General features: G+C 21.6%; 6 protein-coding genes and 1 pseudogene. All 7 read left to right on the forward strand.

Annotated elements, in window-relative coordinates; all coding sequences use genetic code 11:
• Positions 1 to 184 precede the first annotated feature (184 nt).
• Positions 185 to 520 (forward strand): hypothetical protein, encoded by a 336-nt coding sequence (locus KTO59_RS03545; protein WP_284928667.1) that lies wholly within the window; start codon positions 185 to 187, stop codon positions 518 to 520.
• Positions 521 to 1581: 1061 nt separating this feature from the next.
• The gene (locus KTO59_RS03550; RefSeq protein WP_284928668.1) at positions 1582 to 1743 is read left to right on the forward strand and encodes a hypothetical protein; all 162 of its coding nucleotides are present in this window, start codon (positions 1582 to 1584) and stop codon (positions 1741 to 1743) included.
• Between the two features lie 113 nt (positions 1744 to 1856).
• Positions 1857 to 2051 (forward strand): hypothetical protein, encoded by a 195-nt coding sequence (locus KTO59_RS03555; protein ID WP_284928669.1) that lies wholly within the window; start codon positions 1857 to 1859, stop codon positions 2049 to 2051.
• A gap of 308 nt (positions 2052 to 2359) precedes the next feature.
• Positions 2360 to 2455: pseudogene (locus KTO59_RS04610) on the forward strand (N-6 DNA methylase); the annotation flags it as partial.
• Between the two features lie 935 nt (positions 2456 to 3390).
• Complete coding sequence (locus tag KTO59_RS03560) at positions 3391 to 3543, forward strand: hypothetical protein (protein WP_284928670.1); 153 nt, start codon at positions 3391 to 3393, stop codon at positions 3541 to 3543.
• Between the two features lie 74 nt (positions 3544 to 3617).
• The gene (locus tag KTO59_RS03565; RefSeq protein ID WP_284928671.1) at positions 3618 to 3830 is read left to right on the forward strand and encodes a hypothetical protein; all 213 of its coding nucleotides are present in this window, start codon (positions 3618 to 3620) and stop codon (positions 3828 to 3830) included.
• Positions 3831 to 3938: 108 nt separating this feature from the next.
• The coding region (locus KTO59_RS03570) for a helix-turn-helix domain-containing protein (RefSeq protein ID WP_284928672.1) at positions 3939 to 4321 on the forward strand (383 nt) is incomplete at its 3' end.

Genomic DNA, 4321 nt, shown 5'->3' on the forward strand with positions numbered 1-4321 from the left:
TAGAACTTTTAACTAAAGCCCAACAAGAACTCCAAAGAACGATTTATTTAAAACAATTAAGTAAAATCAAATAATTAATTAACGCACTGTTATAATTTTTTGTAAATAAATTCATTTTTAATACCGAAAAGACTAGTTTAAAACAACTAGTCTTTTTTTGCTTTTAGTGAAAGGAATATTAAAAATGAACGAAATTGACAAAAGTATATTAGAAATTTTAAAAAAGAAAAATTTAAAAACAAATAAGTGTAAACCAAATATATTAGAAATCGAATCGTGTTATTTTAAATTATTTTTTGATATTTTTAAAGAACTTGATATTTTTTTATTAGAAAACAAAAAAATAAATACTTACAAAATAGAAAAAGAAATTGATGATTTAATTAAAAAAATTAAAAATCTTTTCATTTATGAAATAGTTCATTATAAATTTCCGTTTCCATTAGAAAAAGAAGATTTATTGTTAATAAATTATCAATTTTTAGTAAAAAAAAATAAAAAAATTCAATTAGAAATTTAAAATCTTAGAAAACAGGATATTGTTGTTATTAAATGTTTTATAAAAACGTTAATTCGAAATCATTTTAAAAATTTAACAAGAGATCTAAACCGTCATGAAATAGGATTTATTGATATCAAAAATTCTAATCTTACAAATTCAAATTAAGAAATTGATGTATTAGACAATCTAACAATACGCAATAAAAACGAAACTAAATTTGGAGATGCGCACTATTTTAAAAATTTGTAAATAAATTCATTTTTAATACCGAAAAGATTAGTTAAAACAAACTAGTCTTTTTTTTAGCAAAAAAGGTTTTAAAATGAATAATTTTGAGAACGTGTAGTATAAATTGAATCCTGTTATTTTGAATTATTTTTATTATTATTAATATATTTTTCTTACTATAAAGTGAAAATATAAATAATTATTTTATCATTATCAAAATTAATTCGATACCTTATAAACAAAAAAACTGAATATTAAAATTGTTTTTTTTTTTTTTGTTTTATAATCTTAATTATTATTAATTAATAGTCGTACTGTTATAAAAAAATGTAAATGTTTTTTTAACTCTGCATATTTTTAAAATCTCTTTTCTATAAAAAAAGACTAGTTTTTTTAACTAGTCTTTTAGGTATTAAAATGAATTTATTTACAAAAATTTATAACAGTACGTTTGTGATTTAAGTGATAACGTTATTTCAGAAAAGATATTATTGAATATTATACTGAAAATCCTTTAAAATTATAATTTTTTATTTTTAAGAAAGTTTTTTTGAATATGAAATTTAATTATAAAATCGAACAATTATCGTTTTATAAATAAAGGAAAATTTAGTTTTAACAATTATAATTTTGATGTTTTACAATTTATTTATGTATTGAATGGATATAAGATTTATGAATAGGGACTTATTGAAACACATAAAGAATTTCATTTTCATAAGATAGATCCCTCAAAATTAAAACAAAAATAAATTTAGGAAAAGAGGAAAATATGTCATTTTATTCAAATATTACAGAACGAGATATAGAAAACAAAGTTATTACAAAATTACAATCACTAGGATATATTATTGATAGTTCAAAATCTAATAAAGATAGTTATTGTCAAAAAACCTAAATACCAAGAAGAATACGAAAAATTAAATGGAAAACGTCCAGATTTTATTATTTATTCTGGCAATGACAAACCTTTAGCTATTATCGAAACTAAAAAAATAATTCTAATTTATTAAATGCGGAAAAGCAAGCAGAATCATATGCTGAAAAATTAGGAGTTAAATTAATTTTTAAGTTACGATGGTTATCGTTTATTTTCTAAACATCTTTCTTTCAAAAAGAACTCAATATGAGTGGAACTCCTTTAACAGATTTTTTATTGAAAAAATCTTTAGAACAATTTGTTAAAACACCTAAAATTGATTTAAATTTTGGTAAAAACATCAAAAATGAAACTCAATTTATTAAAGAATTAAAAATTAGAAGATCTTTTGAGAACCACCGGTTTAAACAAGGAGACAAAAGATTTACTGAATTTTTGTAAAATATTATTTTTACGTTTAATTTCTGAAAGAAAAGAATAATAATATTTGGTTAAATATTATTAATGCCTCTGAAGAAAATATTATATCATATTATTAATGGCAATTTAAAAAAATTAAATAAAAATATAAAATGGATCAATATGGTGAAGAATTAAAATTGGAACCTAAATATCATTCCCGAGTAGTCAAATATATTGTTAAAAACTCAATGAAATTGATTTTATTAACACTTCGCTTGATGTGAAAGGGAGTAAGCTTTGAATTTTTAGGTCATCGTGGTTTAAATGATGATTTAGCACAATATTTTACCCCTCGTAATATTATTCGTTTTATGTGTAATTTGATAGAACCAAAACCCGGAGAAAAAATATATGATCCTTTTTGTGGTTCTGAGGTATTTTAATTAATGCTTTTGAATATATAAAAACAAATAAATCTGATGATAAAATTAGTTTAAAAAATTTAAAAGAAAATACTTATTTATGGTACTGATATTAATTCAATAGCTTATGTGGCTAAAATGAATATGATTTTAGTAGGTGATGGTCATGCTAATATTACAGAACAAAAAGGTGGTTCTTTAATTAACAAAAGAACGAATCAATATGATATTGTTATGACAACATTCCTTTAATCTTAATATTATGGATTTTGGTAATAATGTTAATAATTTATATGATATTTTCAGTAATAATGGTAATTCTATTTAGGGTTCAACATTGTTTAGATGCTTTATCTAAAAATTTAAGTTCTCGTGCTTGTATTATTATTCCAGAACAATTTATTTTCCATGAATGTCTAAAAGATACCAGAAAATATATTATTAATAATTATGATATTAAAATCTTTCTTTACCACAAGGTGTTTTTGAACCTTATACTAATGCTAAAACCTGTATTCTTTATTTAAATTATAAAGGTGATAAGGGTAATTTAGAATTCATTAATATTAATCATGTTGGTTTTTAGCTTAAATAAAAATAAAAATAAAATTTCACAAAATGATTTAATAGAGTATGTAAAAAACAAGATTCATATGAAAATAATTCTAAATTTAATATAGAAATAGAAAAAAAAATAATTCAGTTAAACTTAGTTAATATTTTAAATTAATTGTTGTTGATGGAATGAGGAGTAGTTCGTTAAGCGGTGATAATCAAGTGTTATTATTAAAAATTAAGGAATTAAAACATTAGAAGAAGAACAGAAAACTCATCAGGCGACTAAGACTGAATTAAACCAACGAATAAAAGAATTAGAAACACAAATACAAGATTTCAACAAAGAAAACGATACATTAAAAACTAAGAAAAGCTCATGGGAAACAACTCGGGACACAATGAAAGTAATCGGTGGTGTTCATGGTAGTACGATGACAGGAGTGGCAATAGGTACTGCTGTTTGTCCAGGAATTGGAACAGTAGCAGGAGGAATTGTAGGAGCAGGATTAGGAGTCTTTAGTCATTGGAATAAAATAAAAAGTTTGTTTTAATTAAAAATAATTATGATAAAATAAAAAATATTGTGTCATCTTAATAATGAATTTTCAAAAAGGAGAATTTTATTATGTTTTCAACTATTCAAATCATTTTTTTAGTAGTTTTAACTCTTTCAGTTATTTTAAGACCTTATTTGATTATTCTTCGAGAAAAAAAATTAAATCAAAAATGTCCTATACAAATGGGAAACTCCACAGGAACAACTACTTATTATCTTCACTTTAATCCAAAAAAACAATATATTACTCTTTATACAGAGAAAATGAATATAAAAAAATAAAAAAATAATTTACCACAAAAAGAGAGATGAAAAAACAACTTTTAATCAAAAAATCTTTTATAATATAAAAAAAAGGTTTTTTGATTTAAAAGAGAATAGAGGATTTTTATGGCTTCACCCCTTAAAAAAAATAAATATTATGATTTTGAAACTAAATTAAAAGTTATTTTAGCTAGACAAAAAGGTATGTCGATTAAAACAATTCAAAAAAAATTTAAAATTGTCGCAGTACAACAAATTTATCGTTGGATTAAATGGTTCAAAAATAAAGAATCTTACCGTTTACAACAAAAAAGAGGTCATAATTATAAACATAAGACAAGTATTAATTTAAATCCTCATAATAAAGAAATCAAAAAAATTAAACAACAAATAAAAACTATTTTTCAATTAAAAAAGCAAAATTTTAAAAAAGCTTGTTTAAGTATTATCGACCAATATAAAAATAAATTCTCTTTAAATGAAATTATTAAATGGCTAGGAATTTCCAA

The organism is Candidatus Phytoplasma sp. AldY-WA1, assembly GCF_020312115.2.
GTDB classification, from domain to species: Bacteria; Bacillota_I; Bacilli_A; order Acholeplasmatales; family Acholeplasmataceae; genus Phytoplasma; species Phytoplasma vitis.

Coding starts and splice junctions, on each gene's coding strand:
- KTO59_RS03555 (WP_284928669.1), top strand. CDS start 1,857: ATGAGTGGAACTCCTTTAACAGATTTTTTATTGAAAAAATCTTTAGAA.
- KTO59_RS03545 (WP_284928667.1), top strand. CDS start 185: ATGAACGAAATTGACAAAAGTATATTAGAAATTTTAAAAAAGAAAAAT.
- KTO59_RS03565 (WP_284928671.1), top strand. CDS start 3,618: ATGTTTTCAACTATTCAAATCATTTTTTTAGTAGTTTTAACTCTTTCA.
- KTO59_RS03560 (WP_284928670.1), top strand. CDS start 3,391: ATGAAAGTAATCGGTGGTGTTCATGGTAGTACGATGACAGGAGTGGCA.